Origin of the sequence: Yoonia sp. I 8.24 (assembly GCF_022096995.1) — a bacterium.
GTDB lineage: Bacteria > Pseudomonadota > Alphaproteobacteria > Rhodobacterales > Rhodobacteraceae > Yoonia.
In genome coordinates, this window is sequence record NZ_JACXGQ010000001.1 from 512,774 (window position 1) to 538,429 (window position 25,656).

The following is a 25,656-nucleotide window of genomic DNA, read 5'->3' on the forward strand; positions in this document are numbered from 1 at the left end:
ATCTTTCCTTCACTCAGCCGCCGCAGCCGCCGATGGTCACTTTTACTTCCTGACGCGCTTCTACAAAGCTGCCGTCAGGCATCCGTGCAATCGCAACCACATCTTGCGTACCAGCAAGACGAATACGCGTGGCGGCAGATTGTGCCGCAGCAAGCGGACCAAAGTTGAATGTCGCAACGGCTGGCGTCGGGTTGCCAGCGGCGAAAACGATGATGGCTTCTGCGCCGGGCGCGCTGACCTCGATCGGCACGGTATTGCCGTTCTCGGCAATCTCTGGTGCGATCAGTGTAATGCCCTCGGACCCCATTTCGGCACCACCAGTAAAGGCGGCCACTTCATCGTCCAGGGCTGCAAAGGCCCTCATTGGTAGCATCGTTGCAACCACGGACCCAAACGCCATCATCAGCGTATGTCTGCGTGTTAGTTTCATTTTTTCTCCTCGGTGTCTGTTTCGAAACAGATCAGTCTTTCAAAGTTAACAGGTAAGCGACCACATCTTCGATCTCTTGCGCAGTCAGCAATGGTGCGAGTTCGCCTTCGGCAGCTTTGCCGGTGTAGGCATCGCCCGGACGAATAAAGCCGCTTGTGCGATAAAACGCAGGCATAATGGACCCTTCGAATGTCATTTTGGCATTTGCGACGATCCCACGAAGCTCAGCCTCTGTGCGATATTCACCCACGCCATCCAGTGTGGGCCCTACTTCGCCATGAAATGGATGCTCTTCCAGAGCCGACACTTGGTGGCAAGCAATGCAGTTGCCCTTACCGCGTGAAACCATAATCTCAAGCCCGGCAGCTGCGTCACCCGCAACCCCTGACAGGGACACTTCCAATTCACCATATTCGCTGAAATTAACTTCCTCAGGAGCAACTTCCTCCGAGGATGCAACTGTTGCCGTAGCAATGGCTGCACATGTGATTAGTAACCGCTTCATGACCCCTCCCTGAACCACAAATATCTTCGGTATACCGTAGCCCACGCAATCCGGGACTCGCAACAATAAAATCAATTATTTGAATGTTTATATTTACGCATTGATTTCACTCAATAATTCCCTGCTCTTGAATGATCCGCGCGTGATAGCGCTGAAAACTCTCGTCGCCTAGGTAACCTTCATCGGCAATCCAGGTGAGCAGGTTCAAAGTCGTCCAGCGCCCAAAAGCCCCCGGCATAATAGCCACCGCTGCTTCGGTTGCCGTTGCCTCCTCTGGGACTTCTGTCGGGAAGAACATCATGGTTGGCGTAAATAGCGCATTCCACCTCTGGACCATCTCTTTTTCAGGCAAGGTCGTGCCGTCAAAGTCGGTCACCTCAACGTCACCGAACATGTTGATCTGAACAACAAAATACATGTCATTCAGGGCGGCGGTGATTTCAGGTGTCGGGAATACCTCCTCGTGCATTCTTGTGCAGTAGATGCATCCGCGCTGCTCAATGATCACCAACAACCGCTTCCCTTCAGCGTTTGCCTCTTCAAGATCTTCACGCAAGTCCTTGAAGGTTTCGCGCATCCAATCGGCCTTGTGCAGCCCGTCATCTCCGAGCGTGGCAGCAAAGAGCGGAGCAGCAATAACGAGCGCTGCAAGAATCAGTGTTCTGCGAAAAATCATGGGGGCGTCTCCTATCCAAAGTTTCCAAATACGGGCATGACTTCAATCATCCATTGGGCGATGTAATTGACAGAGTTGGTTGCGATCAGCACGGCGAACAAAATCAACATGGCGCCCATGACGCGTTCTACGTGCTTCAGGTATTGGCGGTTGCGCTGCAACCACCCCAAAAATGGGCGCGCGAAAAGTGCGGCGATCACAAAAGGTGCGGTCATTGACAGTCCGTAGACAAGCAGCAGCAAACCACCTTGCCAGATGTCACCCATGCCGCTGGCGACCATGAGAATCGCAGCAAGGGCTGGACCGACGCAAGGCGTCCACCCAAAGCCAAAGGCAAGTCCCATCAGATAAGCCCCAAGAACAGTCGAAGCTCCTGCCGTGCTTTCGAATTTAGCCTCACGGTAAAGCAACGGCACTTTAACGACGCCTAAGAAATGCAAACCAAACAAAAGCAAGACGGCTGCCGCGACATAGCGCAGGGTATCGCGCCATGCCCCAAAGGTCTGGCCGATCGCAGTCGCGCCCATACCCAGCAACACAAAGATAGTTGTCACCCCCAATGCAAAAAACACGGCCGAAACGACAAGGCGTCTTTGCACGGCGCTGCTAATTGCTGTGTCAGCGCGCAGTTCGTTCATTGATAGGCCAGCCATATAGCACAGGTAGAACGGCACCATTGGTAGGACGCAGGGCGTGAAAAACGACAACAAGCCGGCAATCGCCGCCCCTAGATAACTAATATCAAGCATTAACCTACCTCCCTTGATCGCGACCTCAATTCATATTAAGTTTATTGAATGTTTAATCGTTTGACTACAGCTTTGTTTTCGTTTGCGCTGGCAATGCCACTGGCAGCGGCGCTTTTTGCCGGCCCTGCTTGTGCACAAGCAACCCTTGTGATGGCCGAGGAACCCGGATGTATGTGGTGCGCGCGCTGGCACAATGAAATTGGCCCGATCTACCCAAAGACCTCTGAAGGGCAAGCAGCCCCGTTACGTCGTATCAACATTCTGGAGGCGACACCCGACGACATCACACTTGAGCGCCGCGTGAATTTCACGCCGACATTCATCTTGCTTGTTGATGGCGTTGAACAAAGCAGAATCGAAGGTTACCCCGAAGAGGACTTCTTTTGGGGTCTGCTCGGCATGATGCTCGAAAAAGAAGGGCTCATTTGAGTTAAAAATCAGCAAATCGTAAAAAAAACGACCGTTTTCGGCAAGGAAAAGCCCAAAACCTATGGGGTTGCACGGTGTTGGCTTTGATCCTAATTGCAATGCGATAAACAGAAAGCAACACTTCTTGCGACCAATAAGGCTAGATCAGCTTATGACACTTCCAGTTTTCGACGACATGCTTGACGATGAACATCTTGATCGGATGATGGATAATGCGACGGTTGCAACGAACTACCTAAAGGCAATCAGCCACGAAGGCCGATTGATGATCTTGTGCCATCTGGTCAATGGCGAAAAATCTGTGACCGAGCTAGAGACGCTTTTGTCGGCCCGGCAAGCCGCCGTATCCCAGCAACTTGGCCGATTAAGGCTTGAAGGGCTCGTGCGCCCAAGGCGCGAAGGCAAGACAATTTATTATAGCTTGAATGATGACCGGTCTCGGAAAATAATCGGACTGGTGTACGAGTTGTTCTGCAACACGGACTGATCGACAACGCGAGGAGGCGTCGCCGGTCAACATGAATTAGCAACGCGAGGAGGTGTTGCTAACCAACATAGGGGGGACACCGATGCTTGACGTATTGAGCGAGGCAAATATTGCCGCGTTAGTTGGTCTATTTGGTGGCGTATTACTTGGTCTTGCTGCGCGACTTGGTCGGTTCTGCACTTTGGGGGCAATTGAAGATTACCTCTACGGTGATAACGATCTACGCATGCGGATGTGGGTCCTCGCAATTGGGACTGCCGTGATCGGTAGTTTTACCCTCGTTGGGTTTGGCTTGTTTAACCCGGCGCATTCTTTCTACCTTTCGCAACAATGGATCCCCTTGGCGAGCATCGTGGGCGGTGGTCTTTTTGGATATGGGATGGCGATGGCCGGCAACTGCGGCTATGGTGCACTCGCCCGGCTGGGCGGCGGCGATCTAAGATCCTTTGTGATCGTTCTTGTCATGGGCATCAGCGCCTATGCGACCATGTCTGGTCCGCTTTCTTGGGCACGGGTCGCGGTGTTCCCCACGGTACAAAGTGACCAGGCGCTACCTGGCATCGCACATGCACTGGGCAACGCTACAGGCATATCTGTTGCGCTCATCGGGATCGTGATCGGTCTTGTAATCGTTGGAACTGCCCTTTCGGGCCGCAACCTGCGCAGCAGCACATCTTCTGTCTTTTGGGCCGTTGCTGTGGGTGTCTCAATCATCAGCGCATGGGTTGGAATGAACTATCTACACGAAACGGGATTTGATGGGGTGCCAGTTGAATCGCACACATTCTCAGCGCCCGTCGGCGAAATCATCCTCTACGGCATGACCGCTTCGGGGCAGACGTTGTCCTTTGGTATCGGGTCTGTCGCCGGGGTCTGGGTCGGCGCGTTCTTGGGTAGCCTAATAAAAGGCCATTTCCGCTGGGAAGCCTGCGAAGATCCCAGAGAATTGCGGCGGCAAATCCTAGGGGCCGGATTAATGGGGGTCGGCGCGGTCATCGCTGTTGGCTGCAGCATTGGACAAGGGCTCTCCGCGTTTTCGGTTCTGGCATTCAGCGCGCCCATCACCTTCGCCGCCATTTTTGCAGGCGCAGCCCTTGGACTGCGACAGTTGATTGTAGGATTTAGGCCGCAAGCAATTGACCAGTGAGTTCCTTCAGCGGTCGAGAACCTTCGACCGCTGAAGGAATGCCTGCGTCTAGGACATTCTTCGCAGCAATGGCCCCGAACAGAGGTAGTTATGCTCCATCGCAGAGGCAGGCGCTTAGAGCCTAGGTGAATTTCCATGGGCCGGGGTCTTCAGTCAGCCGCATCCATACCTGTTTAAGAGCGTCACTTAACCCCTCGTGCCAAGAGTTAGCGACCTTATTGCCCTTTTCGACGTAAAAGACATGCCAAACATTTTCTTCACGTAGCACACACTCGCAGTCTTCAAGTTGATACGTTGGCAGCCTTTCAGCGAAACTTTTATCGTCACCAATAAAACAACGTTCTACCTGCACTCCTTGCTCCGAACAAATACGCAAAAAGTTTTCAATGATACGTGCATCACGTTCCGAAATATTATTTACTTTTATCAATACATTACAGGAATCATTAGTAGTCACTCCCATCCTTCTACATTGTTTGCCATGTCTTCAAATTTTTGATTAAATCTCTATTGAAGTCCCCCATCAGGCTGACCATCGGCGACCAGTGAGGGCGTGACCGTCGCGCTGCCATAATTGCGTATTTCGATCGGACTGACATGGAACGTTTCAACCTCTTCCACCTTAGGCTACAATTTTGCTTACCGCTATCTGCAACAAACTCAATATGGCCGTTTCACTCTCCAGATCGAAATATAGGTCTTACGAGTTCATAAAAGCCCTCCCAGCTATCAGGCTCTTTATTTAGATGGACATATGAAACATACTCATCGCCCGTCAGAGAACGCGCCCACTCCAAGAACACCGTCCAATAATCTTCGCCGGGGCCCATTCTCCAGCCAATACTCCCGAAAGGAATATGAGGCATTTCCTCCCAAGGTGGACGAAGGGGATACTCGTATTGTTGAGCCCGTTCATAGAGCCATTCGTTCATGCCTTCCGCAATATCCGAAGGCAATTCCTCAGATCTATGCCGACCGCTATTTGTAAACTCAATAAATCGGTCAATTGCATTCTTTTCTTGTTCCAATACTATGTCCTCTAACGCGATTACCTCAGTTGGCAAAATGAGCAGTGTCGACCAAAATACCTTAACAAATTTCGTTGCCCGGCACCCTTTGGGTAGGAATTCAAAATACCCTGTGGCAGGAGCAACAGACAACCGGAAAATACGATCTATGGTTGAATATGGAAATCGATAGGTCCAAGCTGCCTCCTCAACACGCCTCGATGTCGAAATGTAACGACAAGGCTTCACGCCTATTGCCTTAAAACAACCAACACATTCCGCCAGACGATCTATTGAAGTATTTTAGCGCTTGCGGCCCCTTTGCAATTCGGGGCAACGTCGCGCGACGCGCAGATCAATGCGCCCCTCTCAGATTTCGTAGCCTACTTTTTCAATTGAGACAGATCATGCCAGTCCAAAACATCACTGAACCTGCGCGCCAAACGCCGGTGATCCATGAAACAGATGTGCTTGTTGTTGGCTCTGGCCCCGGTGGGTTGGCGGCGGCATTGGCGGCTGCGCGCTGTGGTGTCTCGGTCACCCTGTTGGAACGTTTCGGGTGTTTTGGCGGAAATATCACCGTGGTTGGGGTTGAGGGCTTTGCTTGGTACCGCCACGAAGCCACCATAGAGGCCGGCGGGATCGGCTGGGAATTCGAACAACGCGCCAAGCAGATGGGCGCGGCCGTCCCAGAGAGCCAATCGCTCAGCTATGAGCTCGACAGTGAGGGGTTCAAACTTGTGGCCGATGCATTGGTCCAAGAAGCGGGTATTCACCCCATGCTGCACCGCCAATTTGTCGCGCCAATTATGGAAGGCGATACAATCACGGGCGTGATCGTCGAATCCAAATCCGGCCGCGAAGCGATTTTGGCAAAACGTGTGATCGATGCGACTGGCGACGCCGACATTGCCCATCGCGCAGGTGCCCCGACAAAGAAAACACCAGTTGAAGATATGCAAGCCGCCAGTGTCATGTTTCACCTTGCCGGTGTCGACAAAACCGCTTTTTTGTCTGGCGTCTACCGCGACCCGCAAACCTATAAGGATTGGTCCACTGGCGAATGGGTTGTTGAGACGGACGGGAAGGAAGACGATATGTTTTCGCCGTTCCTTGGCAAACCCTTTGCGCGCGCGATCGAAGACGGGGTTATCCCTGCGCACCTAAATACAATCGGCGGCACTTGGGGCGCGCTACATGATAGCGGTGAGCTAACCTATATGAATTTGGTCCATTTAGCGGGGTGCGATGGCACGGATCCTGACAGCATGACCCAATTTGAAATCGAAGGCCGCCGTCAGGCAATGCATGCAATTGACGCGCTTAAAAAATATACGGCTGGCTGCGCCGATGCGCGGCTGCGCAATTTTGGCATGTCCATCGGCATTCGAGATACGCGCAAGCTTGATGCCCAGTATAATATGACCGAAACGGACGTCCGCCATGAGGCGCGTTTTGACGACACGATTGGGATCTATCCTGAATTTATTGACGGCTATGGCGTGCTAATTATCCCAACAACAGGCCGGTATATGCATATCCCCTACCGTGCGCTGTTGCCGAAGTCGGTCAAGAATCTGATTGTGGCCGGGCGCGCGATTGGTGGTGATCGGATCGCCCATGCGGCAACGCGCAATATGGCGTGCTGTGCCGTTGTCGGCCAAGGCGCAGGCGTCGCCGCCGCATTATCTGTGCAAAGCAATTGCGGGTTTGAGGCGGTCGACATTGCACAGGTGCAAACCACCCTCGAACAGCAAGGTGTTAGGATCAGATAGCCGGGTCATCTCGCGACACCCGCCTATCTGTAGCAACCACTTATTCCGATTTTCCACGCAGCAAAGACTGCGCGGTATAGACAAGAATGGCCATGCCAATGGCGCCAACTACTGCAATTCCCAGCACAACAATCAGATCGACGGGTCCACCGATATCGCGCAATTGCGAGTGGGTCATGACCTGCACAAACACCACCGCGGCCACCGCCCCAATGGGCATGGAAAGCTGTGCCAACAGAAATTTACGCATCGACACAGATCTGTCACGCACCAACACATAGAGATAGGCAACCGTCACCAAAACAGCGGCAACGACCATAAGCCAGAACAGCACACCACCAAAGATTTCCTCAAAGACTGCGATCAAAGTTCCAAAAGTTAATTGTTCCATATCTTGCCTCCTCCTCAGGCTTTGCCGCGTAGCATTGCGTTATATGTCGCCTTAAGCGCGACCTCTTTCATCAACCAACTGATCCACAGCTCTTCGAGCGGAGCAATCACGCCGGGGAATGATGGTGTCAGGTTGTTACGGTAATCAAATTCAATCAACATCGCGCGCCCAACACGGGTAATCAGCGGACAAGAGGTGTAGCCGTCATAGATGGCAGTGCCTTCGTTCCCATTGATGGCTGCGACCAGATGATCTTCGACCACAGGCACCTGCCATTTGACCGAAGCCGCGGTTTTGCCCTTTGGCACGCCCGCCACATCACCCAGCGCAAATATATCGGGATAGCGCAAGTGGCGCAGGGTTTTCATGTCAACCTCAACCCAGCCTTGATCGGTCCATTTATCGGCCCAACTTAGCCCAGACTCGCGGATCACGTCAGGTGCGCGTTGCGGCGGAATAACATGCAAGTAATCATATTCCATTTCTGCATCGCCTTCGGGCGTCGCAAAGGTCGCGATTTTGGCACCTGCGTCAACGGATTTGAGCACATGGCTATATTGCGCGGTGATGCCGCGATCTTCGAACAGCATCCGCACTTTTTCGGACACGATTGGCACGCCAAAAAGTGAATTGTTATTGGCGGCATAGTGAATTTCATGCTTGCCTTCGCCCGCCGTCCGTTTTGCGATATCATCAATCAAAAACGTGTGCTTAAGCGGCGCACCGGCGCATTTCATCTCGGTCGCGGGACGGGTGAACAGGCCAACACCGCCTTCTTCAGCGAATTTTGAAGCGGCTTCCCACGTTTTCGCGGCATATTGCGGGCCTGCATAAAGCGCCCCAATGCCGTTGGACCCAACCATATCAAGCGAAAATCCTTCAATAGCATCGTGGTCCAGCACCAGACCGGGGGCTACAACCAAGAAATCATACGCCAGCGTCTGTCCGCCAGATGTGCCAACGGTTTTTGCAACCGGGTCGATTGCGGCGGCGGCCTCGGTGATTAAGGACACGCCAGATGGCAACCAATCAGCAGTTTGGGATTCCGTGTAGCTGGACGGTTTCAGCCCAGCGGCGACCAGCGACAGGCCAGGTTGGTACAAATGCGTCGCACTTGGGTCGAGAATGGTGATGTCCGCACCATCAAGCCGTTCAACCAAGCGGTTCGCAAGCGATGTGCCCGCAGCCCCTGCCCCGATAATCACAATACGTGCGCTGGTCTGAACCGCTTGCGCGACCGCAGGCTGTACTGCGGCGGCAGCGACACCGCCCGCGAACAGACCCATAAAGGCGCGGCGCGAGGCCGTGGTTTCGAATAATTCTTTCATGATCTCATTTCTCCCCTAATTGCACCACCACGACAGATTGGCGCGGCGGCAGTGATATGCTTTAGAAGCTCATCACAGTCGTTTCGTCCGCGACGATGGCAGCCCCCATTGCGTCAGGCGCTGCGGCGGTCACACCATCGATCAAAACGGAAGCATCGGCGCCCAAGCCGGGCAGGTAGATCGCGCAGACCTGCACTTTCAGATCGTTGCTTGCCATAACCATCTGCATCAGCCCCTGCGGGCTCGCATCACGCGGAGGTTGCCCCGCTGTTGTAGCCGCTGGCGCATCCTTAAGCGCGATGTCAGCGGCAGGACCGCAAAGCAGCACTTCAGCCTCTGCCCCTGCGCCCATCGCGTTCATAGTCAAAACCATGGCCATCAACTGTGTCTGTGGCTCCGGTGATGTCAAAATGGTGATCAGCTTATTGGGGTCATCGGCCTGCGCACCCGTCGCAAAACAGAGTGTAAGAGCGGCCGCGGCTGGGAGTTTCAGTAGGTTCATTTTCGTATCCTTAAGAATTTAGTTAATCAGGAATGCAGATTTCACCCGCGCGGATTGCTTTAGCCGTGCGCCAAATCAAGACCGCGACGACAATGATCAGTAGCGCCAAGAGCGCCGCACCTATGGTCTGAAGCGCAGCGGATTCAGCCACGCGCGCATAGCCAAAGCTGGCAATTGCAAGCGCGGCAATCGGGAACGAAAGCGCCCACCATGACAGGGCGAACGGCAGGTTCGCGCAATTTGCTAACCTGTGTCACGACAAGCAAGGCAAAGACATAGGCCGCACTTAAAAGGAAGTGACCAAACGGCCCAACAGCGCCACCGTTCAACTGCATCCAAGCGCTAAATGCGACGGCGGGCGGTGCAACAAGGATCATTAATGTTGGCACCATTTTCCCCGGCATCGGATCGTGGAACATCAACCGGTTCATCACCAGCGTCAGCAAGACCACCCAAAAAACCAAACCGCCGGAAAAAAACAGCCATGAAGATTCAACATAGCCCAGACGCACCCCAGCAAGCGGTACAATGACATTGCCAACCGCCGGGATGAACCAAGCGGGCGTCATCATCGCGGGTTTAAATGGCCGGTGCCCTATCCATGCAGCAATCACCCATAGCGCAAGAATACCCTGCAAAGCAGTTGCCAATATCCACAGTGGTTTGGCGATGCCCGGGGCCAGATCGACCAAGGCGGTGGAAAGTAACAGAAACGAAATTGAGACCGCCGGAAAAAAGGCGATCTTGACCGGATGCCGCCATTCTTCGGCGACCTTTTGCGGGTGCCATATTGCTTTAGCCGTATAGCCGCCCGCAATTGCGGCCAGCATCGCGATAGACACCGCCAGCATAACAGTTGAAATGCCATGGCCTGCGCCATAGCTTGTCTCGGCTGCGTGCAGGGCAAGCGTCAGCCCCATCATCCCCATCCCAATCGCAAAAAGCGTGATCGGATAGTTTTCAAGTCTGTTTGGGCTGTCGTGTGATGGGGTGGGAACTGACATTAAATTGTCCACAGTTTCTCAGTTTGAACGGATGCCACCGGGAACGCGCGATGCGTCCCGATGGCACCATTGTTGATTTCACTCTTCGCGCGATTGATCATCGTTGATGATCTTTTCGTCTTCCTTCATTTCAAGCCACATCGCGTTCATCACGGCGAAGATCGCAGCAAGAGGAAGCCCGAGGATCCATGCAAAATACCACATAGCGTGTCCTTTCTTCAGTAAAGTGAGCTAGAGTTATCGGTGACATCTTCTTCGGTGACCTTGCCCCACAAGACTTTGTAGACCCAAGCCGTGTACATCAGGATGATCGGCATAAAGATCACCGTGGCGACCAGCATCACGAACAACGTCAGATGCGACGAAGAGCTGTTCCAGACCGTCAGCGAAGATTGCGGGTCGCTGGAAGACGGCATGATGAACGGGAACATTGTCAGCCCAACCGAAGAGATCACCCCAAAGATGGCCATTTTCGAGACCAACAGCGTCGACACTTCGCGCCCTGCACGCAGGCCTAGGAAGGTTAGCAACCCACCCGCGATCCCCATGATTGGCGCAATCGCGATCCACGGGCGATCCGCATAAGCGGAAAGCCAGCTACTTGTCCGTGCCACTTCGGAATGCAGCGGGTTGGATGGGCCGTCAGTTACTACTTCGCCAACGGTCGCGAAACCGTCGACCCCAACAGCCAGCCAAAGCCCCGCCAACACATAGGTCCCAACGGCGACAAGCGCCGCGATAGATCCGATCGCACGGGCGCGGGTTTGGACCTTGCCTTCGGCCTTAAGCGTCAGCCAAGCAGAGCCGTGCATGATCAGCATCGACAAAGACACGAGCCCAGCCAAGATCGAAAACGGATCAAGCAGGCCGATGAATTTCATGTACCATGCGCCCTCATAAATCGGCATCAGGTCATCGGTGAAATGGAACGGCACGCCTTGGATCACATTGCCAACCGCGACACCAAAAAGCAGGGCCGGCACAGCGCCAGAGGCGAACAAGGCCCAATCCCAAGTCGCCCGCCAGCGCGGATCTTCACGCTTGGACCGGTATTTGAACGCCACCGGGCGCACGATAAACGCAGCCAAAACAACGAACATCGCCAGATAGAAACCCGAAAAACTGAGCGCATAAAGCGGTGGCCAAGCGGCAAAGATCGCACCGCCCCCAAGGATGAACCAAACTTGGTTCCCTTCCCAAACCGGGCCGATGGTGTTGATTGCCACGCGGCGTTCAACATCCGCTTTCGCCACAAACGGGAGCAACGCCCCAACGCCCATGTCAAACCCATCCGTCAGTGCAAAGCCGATCAGCAAAACCCCAAGAAGGCCCCACCAGATCACGCGCAAGAGTTCATAGCTCATTAAGTCATGCAGGATCATCTCTATTACTCCGCAGGTGTTGCATCAGGGCGGGTGATGGCATCGGCATTGCGACGACCAGACAGCCGGTCGGTGTGCCGCTTATTCCAAGCCTCGGTTGCTTCAACATCTTCATAAGGACCTTTGCGGATGTATTTCAGCATCAGACCCATCTCGACGATGAACAAGATTGTGTAGAAGATCACAAAGCCAGCAAGCGTCAGGGCGACCTCTGTCATCGAAAGCGCGCTAACCGACATTGCGGTTGGTAACACGCCGTCCACTGTCCAAGGTTGGCGGCCGTATTCAGCGACAAACCAGCCCAATTCCGCGGCAATCCACGGGGCTGGGATCATCCAGACCGCTAGATGCAGTGCTGGCCGTGGAAAGTTCATCCCCTTGAACGAGGCGCGGTAGAAGAAATACGCCATCGTTGCGATAAACCCAAAGCCAAGCCCGACCATGATCCTGAAAGCCCAGAACAGCGGCCACACCTGTGGCACCGTGTCGTTGGAAGCCTGAATGATCTGCTCTTCTGTCGCATCACGCGGGTCATCGACATAGCGTTTCAGCAAGAAGGCAAAGCCCAGATCAGCCGAATGATCTTCGAACTGCGCCAAAATGGCGGGATCAGTGGCTTCGCGGGTTTCGCGGATTTCGACCAAAGCGTCATAGGCAATAACACCTGAACGAATCCGGTCTTCGGCAGTCGCAACAAGATCGTTGATCCCCGGAATTTCTGTCGTCAAAGAACGCGTTCCGATCAGCCCCATCGCCCAAGGAATTTCGATGGCATAATGGGTTTCGCGGGCCTCTTGGTCAGGAAAACCAACAAGGTTGAACGGCGCTGGCGCATCATGGGTTTCCCACATGGCCTCAATCGCGGCGAGCTTCATTTTCTGACTGTGCGTCGCCGAATACCCAGATTCGTCGCCCAACAAGACAACCGAAAACGCCGAGGCCAGACCAAAGGCCGCAGCAACTGTCAATGATCGACGCGCAAGTTCAATGTGGCGCGACCGCAGCAGGTACCAAGCCGAAACGCCAATCACAAAGACCGACGCCGTGACATAACCCGCAGAAACAGTGTGAACGAATTTGGCCTGCGCAACTTCGTTGAACAGCACTTCGAAAAAATTCGTCATCTCCATGCGCATGGTCATCGGGTTAAATTCCGCGCCAACCGGGTTTTGCATCCAGCCGTTCGCGATCAAAATCCACAACGCCGAAAAGTTCGATCCAATGGCGACAAGCCATGCCACGACCAAATGCGCGACTTTACTCAGTTTGTCCCAGCCAAAGAAAAACAGCCCGACAAACGTCGCTTCAAGGAAGAAGGCCATCAAACCTTCAATCGCCAGCGGCGCACCAAAGATGTCACCAACGTAGTGACTGTAGTAGGACCAGTTCATCCCGAACTGGAATTCCATCGTGATTCCGGTCGCGACGCCTAGCACAAAGTTAATGCCAAATAGCATGCCCCAGAATTTTGTCATTTGCCGCCAGATTGGGCGGTTCGTCATCACGTAAACCGTTTCCATGATCGCCACGAGGATCGACAGACCCAACGTCAGCGGCACAAAGAGGAAGTGATACATCACTGTCACTGCAAATTGCAGGCGCGACAGCTCTACGATCCCAAATTCCATGTCTTTTCTCCAACACGCAGGGGGATTCATCCCCTGCCCGAAATTTCATTATGGTGATGTTCTAGCGCCCGGCGCAGAACGAGCATTGATCCAAGTCAATAAGTGGTATCTTTAATCTGACTTATTGGAGCGCAAAAGTGCGATCTGCGAATTGGGTCTCTATGTCGCGGTGCGCAGCAATGAGGATAGCAGCGTTCGGAAGCGTGCCGCGGATGCCTTGCAACACAGCCCGCCCGGTTTTTTCGTCCAATCCTTCTGTCGGTTCATCCAACAAAAGCAAATCTGGGCGCCGTAAAAGCGCGCGTGCCAAGGTCAGGCGGCGCGCCTCCCCGCCCGATAGCGCATCCCCTTGGGTGCCGACCATTGTGTCGAGCCCTTCGCGCTGGTCCAGCAATACCCGCAATTGCACCGTTTCCAACACGCGCCACAAGGCGGCGTCGTCGCAATCTGGTGCAACAAGGCAAAGCGCCTCGCGCACGGTGCCCCGCATCAAGACGCTGCGTTGGGGCAAGAGCGTGACGTGATTGCGCAGGGATGCTTCATCCATGTCTGTCACCCGCAGGTCACCGATTTTGATTTGCCCTTGCGCGACGGGATGCAGCCCCGCGATAGCCAAAAGCAGTGTTGATTTGCCTGCCCCGCTTTTGCCGGTCAGGGCGACCGTTTCGCCCATTTGGATGTTCAGGCTCAGGTCGTTGAAGATTAGTGCGTCTGACTGCGGGCGGGTCAAACTAACCGCATTGATCTGCAACGCCCCGGTGGTTTCCTTTGCGACGCCAGTTTCAGGCAGCGGTGTTGCGACATCGCGCGCCACGCGCCGCGCGGCTTCAGCCATGCGCCCATAGTCGCTGGCCGCGCGGCGCAGCGGGGCAACAGTTTCCGCCAGAGCCAAAGCTGCAAAAAAGCCAAGCGCCGCAAAGGCGGGCGCAATCGCCCCAGCCTGCACCATCGCGATGCCAATCCACAGCGTTCCGCCTGCAACCACGGTGCCAAGGATTGAAAAGGCAGCACCAGAAACGCGCCCGAATTGTTCTTGTTGGAGTTGCAGCGCCAAACGGCGTGTGTCCGCGTCGTCCACATCATCCGCCTGCACCGTCAGGTGCCCATGAACGGCCAAATCGCGGCGCGCGTGGATCATATCAATGAGCCGGGCGCGAAACGCCTGCCCGGCGGCCTCTGCCCGGCGCGACAGACGCGCCGTCTTATGTGTGGCTTTCCAGCCGATCACAAGCGCGCCCATCACATAGCCCGCAAAAATCCACAATGCGATGGGCAGGCTCACCAGCCACCACAGCATCACAAAAGCCAATATTTGCGTCACAAGCCCTGCGATCACAGGCAAGACCAACCGCAACGAAACCCCGTCAAGCGCATCGACATCGGCCGTTAGACGGTTCAGCGCCTGTGCGCCACGGATACGCACCATCCGTGGGTAAGGCGCAACCATCAGACCGGCCAGCAACCGCATTCGCAGCACTTCGAGCGCACGCAATGTCGCGTCATGGGTTAAAATACGTTCGCCATAGCGCGCCGCCGCCCGGCCCAGCGCAAGGAATCGCACCATCGCGGAGGGTCGAAACACATCAAAGACCGCGCCGACACCTGCAAGCCCCGCAGCAGCCGCAGCCGTGATAAACCAACCCGACAGCCCCAATAGCGCGGCCCCCATCACAAGCACCACAAACCCAAGCACCGCGCCACGCCACAGCGCCGCAGGCTGCGCGCGCAAGATCAGCTTAAAAATCGTCCAAAGGGCGGTCATTGCGCACCCCCAATCGTGATGATCCGGTCCATCTTTGCAGCAAGCGCCGCATCATGGGTCGCCACGATCAACGTGACGCCTTTGGCGGCCTGTGCCAGCAAACCTTCGGTAACGGCGGCAGCCGTTTGCGCATCCAAATCGGCGGTCGGTTCATCCGCCAAAATAATATCTGGTTTACTATAGATCGCGCGGGCAAGCGTCACCCGTCGGGCCTCGCCGCCAGACAGGCCGCCGCCCGTTTCGCCCAGCCGCGTATGCAGACCATGGGGCAAACCCGTGACAACATCCATGACAGCCGCCTGTTTCAGCGCATCGGTCGGGTCACCCCCATCGCCAAGCGTCAGGTTATAGCGCAGGCTCGCACTTAGAAAATGCGGCGCTTGTGGCATCCAACCTATCCGCGCGCGCCAAGGATCGGCAGTCTCGCTGTTCAGCGGATGCCCAGCAACCATGATCTTGCCCGAAACCGGCTGAACCAATCCAGCGATGGCCCGCAGTGTCGATGTTTTTCCCGTACCGCTTGCCCCCATAAGCGCCACCGTTTCGCCGGCCCGAATATCAAAATCATTCAGGGTAATCCCGCCATGTAATGCCACGCCATGCAGTTCAACGCTTGCTGGCCCATCAAGGCGCGCAGAGGGGCCACCCAGCCCCATCAGCGATTGTGTATCTGTGCGATCCCAAGCGCTGAGTTCTTCAAGCACCGCATCCGCCGCAGCCTTATCGTGCCAAGCAGCGGCGAGATCACGCAGGGGCTGATAAAATTCCGGCGCAAGCAAAAGCAGGAATATCCCTGCCTGCGGCGTCACCGCGCCGCCCCAAGCCCCAAATTCCAATGCCCCTAGTAAAGAAAACCCAACGTAAACGGCAATCATCGCCACGCCAATCGCGGCAAAAAGCTCTAACACGGTGGACGATAGAAACGCGACCCTTAGCACTGCCATTGTCCGTTGACGCAGCCCTTGGGCCTGCGTTTCGAACCCCGACAGCACAGCATCTTGTGCCCCGAGCAGGCGGATATCGACCAAGGCTGACAAGCGTTCGACCAAAAGATCGTTCAAGGTGCCGACCTCTGCCATTTGATCGCGGCTTGCCTCCTTTGCCGCCATGCCCACCAGCGCCATAAAGACAGGGATCAACGGGCCAGAGATGACAAAGATCACGGCGACGGCCCATGATTGCCAGACGGCAAGGGCCAAAATGACCAGCGGGACCACCATGACCCGCGCCCGCGCGGGGGCATAGCGGATGATGAATGGGGCCAACAGATCTAGTTTTTCGCCCGCGAGGGCCGCAATGCTGCCCGCGCCACAAAAATCACAGGCCTCTGCGCGCTTTGCTTCGCGCCCAACGATCTGGGCACGCGCCGCGCGGATCACCTTGATCGCAGCCTTTTCACCATGCTTTTCGGACATGTAGCCCAAAACAGCCCGGAGAAGGCCAAGCGCAATGAACCCCACGGCAACAAACGCCGCCGATACGGTTTCTCCGGTCAACAGCCCACCCAAAGCAAAGGCCACCAACCACGCCTGAAATGGCCAAATCAGGCTCGCGATGACGGCAAGCCGCGCCGCTTTTCGTTGATTTTGGTGTCCTGGTGCCAACCAACCCTTCGCGGGTTTCTTGGCGGTCGTTTGCGGTTCTGAAAGATCTTGGGCAGGCAAGCGGCGACCTATAAACTTGATTCGTAGATGTCAGATATTCTATTGTCCGCCGAAGCCATCTGATCTCGATCAAATACGTCGACAGTTTTGCGTGGCATAGACGGCTAACATTTAAAATCGAAAAGACCAATATGCGCCTGACAACCCGAACAAATCTAGCGGCCCGCCTGTTGATGGCCTGCGCCGTAAACGAAGGCACCGTTCTGCGCACAGCGCAGATTGCCGAACGCTGCAATGCGTCGCGCAATCACCTTTTGCAGGTGGTTAACATGTTGCACATTAACGGTTTTGTTACAGCCACGCGTGGCCGCAATGGCGGGTTGCGTTTGGCCCGCCCCATGGCGCAGATTTCGATGGGCGAGGTTTTCAGGGTGTTCGAAGCCGGTGTTCCCTTTGCAGAATGTTTTGACGCGGACACCAACACCTGTCCTCTGGTCGCGACATGTAGATTGCGCAGCTATATCGAACGCGCGATTGAAGCGTTCTATCACGCATTGGACGGTGTCACCTTGGCGGATTTGGTCATGGGGAACTGCGGCCTGATTGAACTGTTGCATATGGCTCCTGAAAGGGTTGGCGCGTGTAAACCAACTGCCGGGGACCCTCTAAAAATCTAATTTTGCACGACCAATCTTCATCAGAATTTCCCCAAAAGCATCCACCAAAGATAGTCCAGCGGCAGCAACACCAGTATCGTAACCACAAAAAGCGACAGCGTAATCTTGAGCAAATGGCGCGTGTTTTCGCCCGCAAGCCCCATTGCAACGATCAAAGGCCCGATCTGATAGGGAAACAGCACGGTCGAGAAGCCAATCACCTGCGTCATTAATACCGTGTTGATCGTGAACCCGGTGGTTTGGGCCAATTCAGGGGCAAGCGGCGTCAAAACGGCAGGTGCCCCCGGCGCGGTTGTGAAAAGCGACGTGACCATGCCAAGCAGTGATAGCGAGATAAAATTCAAAAAATCGCTGCCCTGCTGGAATGGTAAAACCTGCAAGACCGCATGGGCAATGATATCGCCCAAACCGCTGGCATTCACCACCGTGCCCAGTGTCAGCGCCCCTGCAACAAACAAGATCATCGAAAAATCGACTGCGTTTTTGAAAACTGGCGGCGGTACAAACCCCAGTTGCGGCACCATCAGTACCAGCGCTGTCGCCAACCCAATCCAAGCCGCATTAATCCCATGCAACTGATCTGTTGACCAAAAGCCCAACGTCACCATTAAGATCGCCAAAAGCACCCATTGGCGGCGGCTGGATCCGGTAACCGGCGCTGGGGCTTCAGCGATCACTGCGACACTGGCCGGAAAGAAATACAAGACAAGCCCGACGATGGCAGCCGACTTAACGATCCCCAATATCGGATAGTGTAGCAATAGATAGTCAGCATAGCTGAAATGCGCGCCCAATGATTGCTCGGCCACGCCCGACAAGATGATGTTGGGAATATTTGAAGGGAGGATCGCAAAGCTTGGCATATTGGTCCCAACCGCGATGATCACGGCAACGCCAGTGCGCCCCAACGAGCCTTTTTCAAGGCCCAGCGCATCTGCGAGCGCCATGCCAACAGGCACAAGAACGGCCGCCCGACCAAGCGACGAAGGCATGACAAAACCCAAGCCCATCCCCAATATCATCAGGCCACCGATCAATGCGGCATAGCTTTTGGACAGATGCGGCCGCGCCAACGCGCCTAACCGTGCCCCAAGCCCCGAATGCGTAATCGCGGCCCCAATGACAAATCCGGCCACGACCAACCAGATCGCAGTCGACGCAAAGCTGGAAAAAACGTCCTGCGGCGCGAACAGCCCGGTCAGGATCAACGCAACAAACAAAAACGTCGACGCCACATACCCCGGCACCAACCCCGTGCCCCAAAGTGCCAACGTGATCAGAACGATACCAAAGGTCATTCCCTGATCTGTGGTCATACCCGCCGGGTGCATGATCGATGCCCAAACCGCCAAAACAAGCGCGACGGCAAAAACAGTTTCTTTTAATCGGATCATCGGGGCCTCTTATATGTAGCGTATTCCTGCACTACCGCAGGCCCAAACTGCGTGCTAGAGCGACAAAATGCCAAATGATGTCGTTTTTCCGCCAAGTACCCGCCTGCCCGTGGTCGCATGGTCAGGCCTACTCCCCAAAGGTGCCGATGTTGCGCCGCATAGCGCCCGAGCGCTGGTGCTGTTTTGTTTTGATGGGTTGATGCGCGTCGAGGTCGGCGAAGATCGGTGGTTTATCCCTGATCGCTTCGGCATTTGGCTGCCAGCAGGAACAATGCCTATGGTAGAGACCGCGACACAAATCGAATTCCAAGCCTTTCAGTTACACGCCAAGTTTGGCGACACAATTGTTATGCCAGCCGCGCCAACCGTTTTGCGCGCCACGCCCCTGATGCGCGGCATTGCGCGACGGATGACCCAATCTGACCCCGTGCCACAAGCACAGTTACGGCGGTTGGGCTGGGTGGCCTTGGACGAGATTACACGGCTAGAGCGTCCAGATCTTCATCTGCCTGGTAGCGGTGACCCGCGTGTTGCTGCCGTCATGACCCGTGTGATGGAAACCCCGCGCTTGTCCGCAAGCCTAAGCCAGCTTGCGCGATCAACAGGCACAAGCGAACGCACGCTCAGCCGTCTTTTTTTGCAAGAAACAGGCATGACGTGGCGGCAATGGCGGGACAGGATGCGTTTTGTACTGGCGCTTGAAGGATTGCAGCAGGGGCAAAGCAGTACTGCGTTGGCGGGCACTTTGGGCTATTCAAGCCCATCGGCTTTTGTGGCGGCATTTCGACGCCAAAGTGGGATGACGCCAACCGAATGGCGTCATCAGCGTTAATGTAACCGCGTTTAGCGACTTGCGAAGTAATTCAACGGAACCTTCAGGTACGCGCGCCCGTTATCTTCGGCATCTGGCAACCGCCCGCCGCGCATGTTGACCTGCAAAGCCGCCAACATCAGTTTGGGCAATGCCAGCGTCGCATCGCGGGCGTCACGCACCGCGCGGTATTCGGCCTCGGTTGGGGCGTCCTTCCAATGGATATTCGCAGCCCGGTGTTCAGCAACACTCGCCTCGCAGGCGTCATCGCGTCCAGGGGCATAGTCGTGCCCCACGAAAACCCGCGTATCTTGCGGCAAATCGAGGATCGCGGAAATACTGGCGTAGAGATCAGCCGAGCTACCACCCGGAAAATCCGCGCGCGAACTGCCACTGTCGGGCATCATCAGCGTGTCATGAGCAAAGGCCGCATCGCCCGCAACATAGGTGATCGACGCCAAGGTATGACCCGGCGAAAACATCACCTTCACAGGCACATTGCCTACCATAAATACGTCGCCATCGGCAAACAAGCGATCCCATTGGCTGCCGTCCGTCGGGAAATCGTTAGGCAGATTATAGATACCTTGCCACAGCGTTTGCACCCCGGTGACCTTTTCACCAATTGCCGTGGACGCGCCCGTTTGTGCCTTGATCCAAGGGGCTGCCGAAAAGTGATCGGCATGCGGGTGCGTGTCCAGAACCCAGACAAGATCGATGCCCGTTTCGCGCACATAGTCCAACAAACGTTCGGCGTTTTTGGTTGATGTCGCCCCGGCCAGCGGATCGAAATCCAACACGGGATCGACGATAGCCCCTTTCATGGTGTCGGGGTCGTGGAATACATATTGCCAGCTTCCGGTCGGTGCGTCCCAAAAGCCCTTTACGATGGGATTACGCATTGTGGTCTCCTCTTTCAGGTATTGCGTGGTCGGGCTACGTAATGCAGACCGTTGGATGTAGGGGCGGGCCAGTTCGGCCCGCCTGACCGTCAAAGTTCGCGGGTTGAAAAATACCAATCTACGGTATCATACCCTTCGCCTGGTCGGGCCATTGCGGCCTCTGGCGTGGCTGGGGTTGGCACGATCACTGGATCACCAGTTTTCCAGTTTTCAGGCATCGCACAGCTATTTTCATCTGCGGTTTGCATGGCGACCAGCAGCCGGTAGATTTCATCCACCGACCGGCCTGCGGTCATCGGGTAGTAAACCATCGCGCGCAGCACGCCTTCGGGATCGATCAAGAACGTTGCCCGCACCGCTGCGGTGTCGGAAGCGCCCGGCTGGATCATTCCGTAGGCTTGGGCCACCGCCATATTGAGGTCAGCAATGATCGGGAATTTGATCTCAACGCCAAACTTTTCCTTAATATTCAGCATCCACGCGATGTGGCTGTAATGGCTGTCGATCGATAGACCCAAAAGTTCGGTATTGCGGGCATTAAAATCATCCTGCTTTTTCGCGAAGGCGATGAATTCTGTGGTGCAGACCGGTGTGAAATCGGCTGGGTGCGAGAAAAGCACCAGCCATTTACCGCGATAGTCTTCAAGCGTTTTGCGGCCATGCGTGGTCGGCGCGTCAAAGGCAGGGGCGGCTTCATTCAGGCGGGCACCGGTGGGTTGGGTTTGGTCAGTCATGTCTGCATTCCTTATGTCTACGTTTCGTTAAGACATAGATAGGCGCTGGACTCTTATAGGTGAAATTGAATATAACTCTGTTGGTAATAGAGGAAATCTATAAATGATTACGCTTCGACAAATGCGCTATCTGACCGCAGTCGCAGACACGCTGAATTTTTCACGCGCCGCCGAGATGTGTTTTGTTACCCAACCCACGCTGAGCGCGGGCATCAAAGAACTAGAGGACCGGTTAGGCGTCCAATTGTTTGAACGCACCCGCCACAGTGTCATGCTCACGCAGATTGGCACAGAGGTCACCCATCGGGCGCGCCAACTATTGCTGGATGCAGCCGAGATCGAAACGTTGGCAAAGGCCCATCGCAACCCATTTGAAGGTGACTTAAAGCTAGGCGCTATTCCGACAATCGGGCCATACCTGTTGCCACACGCCCTGCCCGCGATCCGAGATGCCTTTCCCAAGCTGCGCGTTTTCTTGCGCGAAGAAATGACGGAAAGCTTGATTGAGGGGCTCAACGCAGGCCGGTTGGATTTGATCCTGATTGCTTTACCCTTTGAGACTGGCGCGCTTGAGATATTGCCGCTGTTTGAAGATGGGTATCAGTTGGCGACGCCGGCAGGTGCCCCAATACCACATGCCGCCAAAGCACTGAACCAAAGCGGCCAGTTGATGTTGCTTGAAAAAGGTCACTGCCTGCAGCGCCATGCGCTTGCGGCCTATCCCGGACAGATTACCACTGCCGAAGACAGTTTTGCCGCAACAAGCCTGACGACTTTGATTGCCATGGTGTCCGAAGGATTGGGGATCACGCTGCTCCCTAATCTTGCCGTCGATGCAGGCGTTGTCAGCGGTGCGCAGATACAGCTCACCCCCCTGCCGGATGCATGTCCGCGTCGGGTGGTGCTCGTCTGGCGACCGGGGTCCACCAGACAGGACATGTTTAAGCAGCTTGGAAAAATGTTGATCGGCCAGCATCTAAGTCGTGATGAGCGTTCAGATGGCCTTCCGATTGATTCGGCTGCGCACCGCAAAACTAGGTGTTGGCACTAGAAACTGTCCTTCGACGACGCAAGGGACCTACGTAAGCGACAGATTTTGATGCAAAATTATTTGCAATCTGAACATTTGATAAAAATTATTTTGCAGTCATTGGCGCTGCCAATTCGACAACCAGAAGGGTTAACAGCTCATTTTTTGCGCTTTTATTTAGGTAAGTGTCAAATTTTAGTGATTTCATAAAAACCGGTAGATTTTACCGGCTTACATGCGCCTTATGAGCGCCTTAGCGTGAACTTATTTTTGTCCAGTTTTACCTGTTGGTAAAAAAATATTGCGGAGCCCTCCGCTAAGAAAATCATTCCTAAACGTCGGAGATCGTTGATGAAAGACATTAACAGACGCAAGGCTATGGGCCTTACTGCAGCTGCGGTAAGCTCCACAGTCTTCAGCCCTGCCTACGCGCAATCACTGAACAAACGCAAAATCGCGTTTACGCTGCTGTTTGCACCGGGCGGCGACGTCGGATGGGATTATGAGCACGTGCGCGGGCTGGAACAAGCGCGTGCAGCTTACGGAGATCGCGCGCAGATCGATGCGTTCCACGAGGTTGCCGAATGGGGCAATGGCGACAAAGAGAAGTTCCAAGAACTTGTCGACGACGGCTATGAAATGATCTTTACGACATCAGCCGGCTACATGAAATCGACGATCGAAGTTGCGCAAGCCAACCCGAATGTCATTTTTGAAAGCTGTGCGGGCTACATCCGCGCTGCCAACGTCGCGACATATAACACCCGCTGGTACGAAGGCCGTGCCGTCGAAGGTTTCTTGGCCGCGACAATGTCGAAGACCAACCGTATCGGTTACGTCGGCGCATATCCTATTCCACAGGTGATCCGCGGGATCAACGCCGCCTACCTAGCTGCAAAATCAGTGAACCCTGATATCGTGTTTGACATTTCTTGGCTCAACACTTGGTACAACTATGAACAAGAAGGTGCCGTCGCGCGCCAGATGATCGAAAACGGCGCCGACGTGCTGATGCAGCACACGGTCTCCACCGCTGTGGTTGAGGCAGCGCAGGAAAAGGGCATTTACAGCTTTGGCCAAGGGTCTGACATGAGCCACTATGCACCCGACGCTGTCATGACATCGATGATCAACAACTGGGGCCCGTATTACGTGCAACGAATTGGTGAATTCTTAGATGGCACATGGGAATCCAAGGACACTTGGGGCGGTCTGGGCGAACAGATGGTCGCCATGGCGCCGTTACTCGAAACCTTACCGAGCCGCACAGTGTTGCAGACGCAAGACGTCATTCAGCGCCTCTCTTCAGGCCAAGAGCACGCCTACACCGGCCCTGTCCGCCTGCAAGATGGGTCAGGTTGGCTGGCTCCGGGTGAGACTGCGAGCGACAGTAGCTTGCTGACAATGAACTACTACGTGGATGGGATTTCCTCTGTGTATCCCTCAGAAGGTTAAGATATGGCACGTTTATTTCAAAAAAGTATGGCTTCACACTTGGCGTTGTCTGCGGCCTTAATGGTCGCGACACCGGCGCTGGCTGACGTCGTTCTAACAACGACCGATGGCACGATTTCTTTGACCGGCGAACTGCTTGATGTGACCGACGACGCCTATGTTCTGAAGACAGAAACAGGCGAACTGCTGATCCGGCGCGAATTTGCAACCTGCGAAGGCGCCGAATGCCCAACTGACGCAAGCGACACGGTCACTGAGACTGACGTCGTGACCCTGACAAGCACCGATGGTGAAATCACGCTGAGCGGCCGTTTGTTAAACTTTACGAACACCGAATACGTCCTTGAAACCGAAACCGGCAGCCTAACCGTGCGACGCGAATTCGCGTCCTGCGAAGGGGCCGCCTGCCCCGGTACAGCAAGCGACAGTGACCGTTTTGTCGTGACCGTTCCCGGTGCGGATGGCGCAAGCCTTGTTGCCGCGATTGTTGGCGATTACACTGCCGCCAAGGATTTCAACCTGACGCAACAGTTCAGCAGCAATGGCGGTCTCCCCGGTCTACTGGTCGGCGATGCGCGCGGTGCCGAAGTCTCAAGCGTCAACATGCAATCCATGGATACAGCAGGTGCCATCAAGGCGTTGGTCGCGGGCGAAAGCCAATTTGCTGTAACACGTGGTCGGGCAACACCAGCAGATGTTTCTGCCGCAGTTGGCCGTGAAGTCACTGATATCTCTGAAGTTCTCACTGAAGAGATTATCGGTCTGGACGCGATCAGTTTCGTGGTGAGCCAAGACAATGGTATCGATGTCATCGATTTCAGGTCGATCCAATCGATTATCAATGGGGATATCACGCATTGGTCGCAGCTTGGCGGGTCTCCGCAGGCCATTACATTGCACACGCTTGCCAGTAATGAATCACTTGGTGCGCAGCTGAATGCGCGGGGCTTTACCGGGGTCAACGCGATGGGCAACGGCACGATCCACGCCACCGCTGACGCGCTCAATGCGGCGGTCGCAGCGGATCCAACCGGGTTTGGTATTTTGTACCGTTCGCAAGCAGATGGAGTCAAAGCACTGAACCTCGCTACGGCCTGCAACATCTTTGTTGATAACTCAGATTTTGCGATCCAAACCGAAGAGCACCCGCTGGCACTGCGCTGGTATCACTACGCGCTGGCGTCTGGCACGACGTCAGAATTCGCGCGCAACGTCAGCCAATATATCCCCACAGACGCAGGACAAGAATCGATCGCGTCACGTGGGTTGGTCACACAGCAGTTGCAAATCGTTCCGATGCAAGACCAAGGTGCGCGTTTGCTTTCGACTGTTCTGGCAGGTGATGCTGATCGGGCATCGAACAACGTGATGCGCAGTTATTTCAACGAAGCATCAAACGCGCGTCGCATTTCGACATCATTGCGGTTCCTTAGTGGCAACGCCACGTTGGACAGCAAAGCCGAAAGCGACATTTCGCGGATCTCTGAGATCGTGCGCTCCAATGAATACGAAGGCTACGAAGTCCTCGTGTTTGGGTTCAGCGACTCTTACGGATCGCTCGAAGCCAACCTCGCGCTGTCTGAACGCCGGGCAGATTCGGTCAAAGATGTGCTGCTATTGGATAACCCCGGCTACCTTGATGGCGATGCCGTCCGCAGCTTTGGGATCGGGCCGATTGCACCAGTCGGGTGCAACGAAACAGACGAAGGGCGCGAACAAAACCGCCGCGTTGAAATCTGGATCCGCCCGCGCGCGTAACCCCCGCAAGCGATGGAAATCATTGGACGCCCGGCGCAGCAATGCGTCGGGCGTCTTTCTGTGCAAGCGGCAAAACGGTTAAGGCCAGC

28 protein-coding genes are annotated in these 25,656 nt (G+C 55.0%); 9 read left to right on the plus strand and 19 right to left on the minus strand.

Annotated features, from left to right (window positions below):
* Positions 1-13: 13 nt before the first annotated feature.
* From soxY to Yoon_RS02625, 4 genes are all read right to left on the minus strand, one after another.
* The gene (soxY, locus tag Yoon_RS02610) at positions 14-430 is read right to left on the minus strand and encodes a thiosulfate oxidation carrier protein SoxY (RefSeq protein ID WP_238109861.1); all 417 of its coding nucleotides are present in this window, start codon (positions 428-430) and stop codon (positions 14-16) included.
* 31 nt (positions 431-461) lie between these two features.
* Positions 462-935: a sulfur oxidation c-type cytochrome SoxX gene (soxX, locus tag Yoon_RS02615; protein ID WP_238109863.1), complete on the minus strand. Its 474-nt coding sequence runs from the start codon at positions 933-935 to the stop codon at positions 462-464.
* Positions 936-1,041: 106 nt separating this feature from the next.
* The gene (locus Yoon_RS02620) at positions 1,042-1,611 is read right to left on the minus strand and encodes a thioredoxin family protein (protein WP_238109865.1); all 570 of its coding nucleotides are present in this window, start codon (positions 1,609-1,611) and stop codon (positions 1,042-1,044) included.
* 11 nt (positions 1,612-1,622) lie between these two features.
* Positions 1,623-2,360, minus strand: a complete 738-nt coding sequence (locus Yoon_RS02625) for a cytochrome c biogenesis CcdA family protein (RefSeq protein ID WP_238109867.1) — start codon at positions 2,358-2,360, stop codon at positions 1,623-1,625.
* 48 nt (positions 2,361-2,408) lie between these two features.
* Between Yoon_RS02625 and Yoon_RS02630 the strand changes: the two genes are divergently transcribed.
* The 3 genes from Yoon_RS02630 (at position 2,409) to Yoon_RS02640 (ending at position 4,423) form a co-directional block, all read left to right on the plus strand.
* Positions 2,409-2,789, plus strand: coding sequence for a hypothetical protein (locus tag Yoon_RS02630; protein WP_370642082.1), 381 nt, complete (start codon positions 2,409-2,411; stop codon positions 2,787-2,789).
* 151 nt (positions 2,790-2,940) lie between these two features.
* A complete protein-coding gene (locus Yoon_RS02635) occupies positions 2,941-3,276 on the plus strand; it encodes a helix-turn-helix transcriptional regulator (RefSeq protein WP_238109869.1) in 336 nt (111 codons plus the stop codon).
* 82 nt (positions 3,277-3,358) lie between these two features.
* Positions 3,359-4,423: a YeeE/YedE family protein gene (locus tag Yoon_RS02640; RefSeq protein ID WP_238109871.1), complete on the plus strand. Its 1,065-nt coding sequence runs from the start codon at positions 3,359-3,361 to the stop codon at positions 4,421-4,423.
* A 121-nt stretch (positions 4,424-4,544) separates the two neighbouring features.
* On the opposite strand, the gene Yoon_RS02645 is transcribed toward Yoon_RS02640, so the two are convergent.
* Positions 4,545-4,880: a hypothetical protein gene (locus tag Yoon_RS02645; protein ID WP_238109873.1), complete on the minus strand. Its 336-nt coding sequence runs from the start codon at positions 4,878-4,880 to the stop codon at positions 4,545-4,547.
* A gap of 217 nt (positions 4,881-5,097) precedes the next feature.
* The gene (locus Yoon_RS02650; RefSeq protein WP_238109875.1) at positions 5,098-5,451 is read right to left on the minus strand and encodes a hypothetical protein; all 354 of its coding nucleotides are present in this window, start codon (positions 5,449-5,451) and stop codon (positions 5,098-5,100) included.
* A 386-nt stretch (positions 5,452-5,837) separates the two neighbouring features.
* Here Yoon_RS02650 and Yoon_RS02655 point away from each other — a divergent pair, with 386 nt between their 5' ends.
* Complete coding sequence (locus Yoon_RS02655) at positions 5,838-7,205, plus strand: FAD-dependent oxidoreductase (protein WP_238109877.1); 1,368 nt, start codon at positions 5,838-5,840, stop codon at positions 7,203-7,205.
* A gap of 40 nt (positions 7,206-7,245) precedes the next feature.
* Here the strand turns inward: Yoon_RS02655 and Yoon_RS02660 are convergent, their stop codons facing one another.
* The 10 genes from Yoon_RS02660 to cydD form a co-directional block, all read right to left on the minus strand.
* Complete coding sequence (locus Yoon_RS02660) at positions 7,246-7,596, minus strand: DUF5368 domain-containing protein (RefSeq protein WP_238109879.1); 351 nt, start codon at positions 7,594-7,596, stop codon at positions 7,246-7,248.
* A gap of 14 nt (positions 7,597-7,610) precedes the next feature.
* Positions 7,611-8,924, minus strand: a complete 1,314-nt coding sequence (locus tag Yoon_RS02665; RefSeq protein WP_370642083.1) for an NAD(P)/FAD-dependent oxidoreductase — start codon at positions 8,922-8,924, stop codon at positions 7,611-7,613.
* Positions 8,925-8,985: 61 nt separating this feature from the next.
* Positions 8,986-9,426 (minus strand): hypothetical protein, encoded by a 441-nt coding sequence (locus Yoon_RS02670; RefSeq protein ID WP_238109881.1) that lies wholly within the window; start codon positions 9,424-9,426, stop codon positions 8,986-8,988.
* A gap of 22 nt (positions 9,427-9,448) precedes the next feature.
* The gene (locus Yoon_RS17970; RefSeq protein WP_370642091.1) at positions 9,449-9,655 is read right to left on the minus strand and encodes a hypothetical protein; all 207 of its coding nucleotides are present in this window, start codon (positions 9,653-9,655) and stop codon (positions 9,449-9,451) included.
* Entirely contained in the window at positions 9,570-10,430 is an 861-nt protein-coding gene (locus tag Yoon_RS02675) for an SLAC1 anion channel family protein (RefSeq protein ID WP_370642084.1), read from the minus strand. Before Yoon_RS02675 ends, Yoon_RS17970 begins: the two co-directional genes overlap by 86 nt.
* 78 nt (positions 10,431-10,508) lie before the next feature.
* Positions 10,509-10,634 carry a cytochrome bd-I oxidase subunit CydX gene (cydX, locus tag Yoon_RS02680; protein WP_238109882.1) on the minus strand — a complete coding sequence of 42 codons (126 nt, stop codon included), beginning with the start codon at positions 10,632-10,634 and terminating at the stop codon, positions 10,509-10,511.
* A 14-nt stretch (positions 10,635-10,648) separates the two neighbouring features.
* Complete coding sequence (gene cydB, locus Yoon_RS02685) at positions 10,649-11,812, minus strand: cytochrome d ubiquinol oxidase subunit II (RefSeq protein WP_238109883.1); 1,164 nt, start codon at positions 11,810-11,812, stop codon at positions 10,649-10,651.
* 5 nt (positions 11,813-11,817) lie between these two features.
* Positions 11,818-13,440: a cytochrome ubiquinol oxidase subunit I gene (locus Yoon_RS02690; protein ID WP_238109884.1), complete on the minus strand. Its 1,623-nt coding sequence runs from the start codon at positions 13,438-13,440 to the stop codon at positions 11,818-11,820.
* A gap of 121 nt (positions 13,441-13,561) precedes the next feature.
* Entirely contained in the window at positions 13,562-15,202 is a 1,641-nt protein-coding gene (gene cydC / locus Yoon_RS02695; protein WP_238109885.1) for a thiol reductant ABC exporter subunit CydC, read from the minus strand.
* Entirely contained in the window at positions 15,199-16,866 is a 1,668-nt protein-coding gene (gene cydD, locus Yoon_RS02700) for a thiol reductant ABC exporter subunit CydD (RefSeq protein ID WP_238109886.1), read from the minus strand. The genes cydC and cydD overlap by 4 nt, the downstream gene beginning before the upstream one ends.
* A 131-nt stretch (positions 16,867-16,997) precedes the next feature.
* Here cydD and Yoon_RS02705 point away from each other — a divergent pair, with 131 nt between their 5' ends.
* Entirely contained in the window at positions 16,998-17,483 is a 486-nt protein-coding gene (locus Yoon_RS02705) for an Rrf2 family transcriptional regulator (protein WP_238109887.1), read from the plus strand.
* 20 nt (positions 17,484-17,503) lie between these two features.
* On the opposite strand, the gene Yoon_RS02710 is transcribed toward Yoon_RS02705, so the two are convergent.
* Positions 17,504-18,877 carry an SLC13 family permease gene (locus tag Yoon_RS02710; protein ID WP_238109889.1) on the minus strand — a complete coding sequence of 458 codons (1,374 nt, stop codon included), beginning with the start codon at positions 18,875-18,877 and terminating at the stop codon, positions 17,504-17,506.
* A gap of 67 nt (positions 18,878-18,944) precedes the next feature.
* On the opposite strand from Yoon_RS02710, the gene Yoon_RS02715 reads away from it, so the two are divergent.
* The gene (locus Yoon_RS02715) at positions 18,945-19,709 is read left to right on the plus strand and encodes an AraC family transcriptional regulator (protein WP_238109891.1); all 765 of its coding nucleotides are present in this window, start codon (positions 18,945-18,947) and stop codon (positions 19,707-19,709) included.
* A gap of 11 nt (positions 19,710-19,720) precedes the next feature.
* Here Yoon_RS02715 and Yoon_RS02720 read toward each other — a convergent pair whose 3' ends face one another.
* Both Yoon_RS02720 and Yoon_RS02725 read right to left on the minus strand, forming a co-directional pair.
* Positions 19,721-20,590, minus strand: a complete 870-nt coding sequence (locus Yoon_RS02720) for an MBL fold metallo-hydrolase (RefSeq protein ID WP_238109892.1) — start codon at positions 20,588-20,590, stop codon at positions 19,721-19,723.
* An 89-nt stretch (positions 20,591-20,679) separates the two neighbouring features.
* Positions 20,680-21,324 carry a peroxiredoxin gene (locus tag Yoon_RS02725; protein WP_238109895.1) on the minus strand — a complete coding sequence of 215 codons (645 nt, stop codon included), beginning with the start codon at positions 21,322-21,324 and terminating at the stop codon, positions 20,680-20,682.
* A gap of 103 nt (positions 21,325-21,427) precedes the next feature.
* On the opposite strand from Yoon_RS02725, the gene Yoon_RS02730 reads away from it, so the two are divergent.
* The 3 genes from Yoon_RS02730 to Yoon_RS02740 all read left to right on the plus strand — a co-directional run bounded on the left by Yoon_RS02730 (position 21,428) and on the right by Yoon_RS02740 (position 25,567).
* Entirely contained in the window at positions 21,428-22,375 is a 948-nt protein-coding gene (locus Yoon_RS02730) for a hydrogen peroxide-inducible genes activator (protein WP_238109897.1), read from the plus strand.
* 330 nt (positions 22,376-22,705) lie between these two features.
* The gene (locus Yoon_RS02735) at positions 22,706-23,809 is read left to right on the plus strand and encodes a BMP family ABC transporter substrate-binding protein (protein ID WP_238109898.1); all 1,104 of its coding nucleotides are present in this window, start codon (positions 22,706-22,708) and stop codon (positions 23,807-23,809) included.
* Between the two features lie 3 nt (positions 23,810-23,812).
* Positions 23,813-25,567, plus strand: a complete 1,755-nt coding sequence (locus Yoon_RS02740) for a phosphate ABC transporter substrate-binding/OmpA family protein (protein ID WP_238109900.1) — start codon at positions 23,813-23,815, stop codon at positions 25,565-25,567.
* The last annotated feature ends 89 nt before the right edge of the window (positions 25,568-25,656 follow it).